This window comes from Bacillus cereus group sp. BfR-BA-01522 (genome assembly GCF_022662635.1).
Lineage (GTDB): Bacteria > Bacillota > Bacilli > Bacillales > Bacillaceae_G > Bacillus_A > Bacillus_A cytotoxicus.
The window spans coordinates 1-2973 of the sequence record NZ_JAKUDY010000034.1 but is presented as its reverse complement, the minus strand read 5'-3'; the positions used below and the strand labels follow the sequence as shown (position 1 = coordinate 2973).

Sequence of the window (2973 nt, the reverse complement as noted above, 5' to 3'; positions counted from 1 at the left end):
TGGTTAAGTCCTCGATCTATTAGTATTCGTCAGCTCCACGTGTCACCACGCTTCCACCTCGAACCTATCAACCTGATCATCTTTCAGGGATCTTACTAGCTTACGCTATGGGAAATCTCATCTTGAGGGGGGCTTCATGCTTAGATGCTTTCAGCACTTATCCCTTCCGCACATAGCTACCCAGCGATGCCCTTGGCAGAACAACTGGTACACCAGCGGTGCGTCCATCCCGGTCCTCTCGTACTAAGGACAGCTCCTCTCAAATTTCCTACGCCCACGACGGATAGGGACCGAACTGTCTCACGACGTTCTGAACCCAGCTCGCGTACCGCTTTAATGGGCGAACAGCCCAACCCTTGGGACCGACTACAGCCCCAGGATGCGATGAGCCGACATCGAGGTGCCAAACCTCCCCGTCGATGTGGACTCTTGGGGGAGATAAGCCTGTTATCCCCGGGGTAGCTTTTATCCGTTGAGCGATGGCCCTTCCATGCGGAACCACCGGATCACTAAGCCCGACTTTCGTCCCTGCTCGACTTGTAGGTCTCGCAGTCAAGCTCCCTTATGCCTTTGCACTCTACGAATGATTTCCAACCATTCTGAGGGAACCTTTGGGCGCCTCCGTTACACTTTAGGAGGCGACCGCCCCAGTCAAACTGCCCACCTGACACTGTCTCCCGGGTCGATAAGACCCGTAGGTTAGAATTTCAATACAGCCAGGGCGGTATCCCACCAGCGCCTCCACCGAAGCTAGCGCTCCGGCTTCAAAGGCTCCCGCCTATCCTGTACAAGCTGTACCAAAATTCAATATCAGGCTACAGTAAAGCTCCACGGGGTCTTTCCGTCCTGTCGCGGGTAACCTGCATCTTCACAGGTACTATAATTTCACCGAGTCTCTGGTTGAGACAGTGCCCAAATCGTTACACCTTTCGTGCGGGTCGGAACTTACCCGACAAGGAATTTCGCTACCTTAGGACCGTTATAGTTACGGCCGCCGTTTACTGGGGCTTCAGTTCAGAGCTTCGCTTACGCTAACCCCTCTCCTTAACCTTCCAGCACCGGGCAGGTGTCAGCCCCTATACTTCGCCTTACGGCTTCGCAGAGACCTGTGTTTTTGCTAAACAGTCGCTTGGGCCTATTCACTGCGGCTTTCCGTTAAGAAAGCACCCCTTCTCCCGAAGTTACGGGGTCATTTTGCCGAGTTCCTTAACCAGAGTTCTCTCGCTCACCTTAGGATTCTCTCCTCGCCTACCTGTGTCGGTTTGCGGTACAGGCACCTTTTATCTCGCTAGAAGCTTTTCTTGGCAGCGGGGAATCGAAGACTTCGCTCCATAAGGAGCTTCCCCATCACAGCTCAGCCTTTGCGGTAAGCGGATTTGCCTACTTACCAGCCTAACTGCTTGGACGTGCACAACCAATCGCACGCTTCTTCTATCCTTCTGCGTCCCTCCATTGCTCAAACGATAAAGAGGTGGTACAGGAATATCAACCTGTTGTCCATCGCCTACGCCTGTCGGCCTCGGCTTAGGTCCTGACTAACCCTGAGCGGACGAGCCTTCCTCAGGAAACCTTAGGCATTCGGTGGACGGGATTCTCACCCGTCTTTCGCTACTCATACCGGCATTCTCACTTCTAAGCACTCCACCAGTCCTTCCGGTCTGACTTCACTGTCCTTAGAACGCTCCCCTACCACTGATACCAAAGGTATCAATCCGCAGCTTCGGTGGTGTATTTAGCCCCGGTACATTTTCGGCGCAGAGTCACTCGACTAGTGAGCTATTACGCACTCTTTAAATGGTGGCTGCTTCTAAGCCAACATCCTAGTTGTCTAAGCAACTCCACATCCTTTTCCACTTAATACACACTTTGGGACCTTAGCTGGCGGTCTGGGCTGTTTCCCTTTTGACTACGGATCTTATCACTCGCAGTCTGACTCCCAAGGATAAGTCATTGGCATTCGGAGTTTGACTGAATTCGGTAATCCGATGAGGACCCCTAGTCCAATCAGTGCTCTACCTCCAAGACTCTTACACTTGAGGCTAGCCCTAAAGCTATTTCGGGGAGAACCAGCTATCTCCAGGTTCGATTGGAATTTCTCCGCTACCCACACCTCATCCCCGCACTTTTCAACGTGCGTGGGTTCGGGCCTCCATTCAGTGTTACCTGAACTTCACCCTGGACATGGGTAGATCACCTGGTTTCGGGTCTACGACCACGTACTAAACGCCCTATTCAGACTCGCTTTCGCTACGGCTCCGCCTCTTCAGCTTAACCTCGCACGGGATCGTAACTCGCCGGTTCATTCTACAAAAGGCACGCCATCACCCGTTAACGGGCTCTGACTATTTGTAGGCACACGGTTTCAGGATCTCTTTCACTCCCCTCCCGGGGTGCTTTTCACCTTTCCCTCACGGTACTGGTTCACTATCGATCACTAGGGAGTATTTAGCCTTGGGAGATGGTCCTCCCAGATTCCGACGGAATTTCACGTGTTCCGCCGTACTCAGGATTCATTCAAGAGGGAACGAAGTTTCAACTACAGGGTTGTTACCTTCTATGACGAGCCTTTCCAGACTGCTTCGTCTACCTCGTTCCTTTGTAACTCCGTATAGAATGTCCTACAACCCCAAGAGGCAAGCCTCTTGGTTTGGGCTATGTTCCGTTTCGCTCGCCGCTACTCAGGAAATCGCATTTGCTTTCTCTTCCTCCAGGTACTTAGATGTTTCAGTTCCCTGGGTCTGTCCTCCTTACCCTATGTATTCAGATAAGGATACCATACCATTACGTATGGTGGGTTTCCCCATTCGGAAATCTCCGGATCAAAGCTTACTTACAGCTCCCCGAAGCATATCGGTGTTAGTCCCGTCCTTCATCGACTCCTAGTGTCAAGGCATCCACCGTGCGCCCTTTCTAACTTAACCAAACTAAAATTAAAAATATGAGCTACACTGTTATCTAGTTTTCAAAGAACAT

1 rRNA gene is annotated in these 2973 nt (G+C 51.7%); it reads right to left on the bottom strand.

Annotation, left to right across the window (positions count from 1 at the left end):
* Window positions 1-2921 (bottom strand): 23S ribosomal RNA (locus MR059_RS21370).
* Window positions 2922-2973 lie beyond the last annotated feature (52 nt).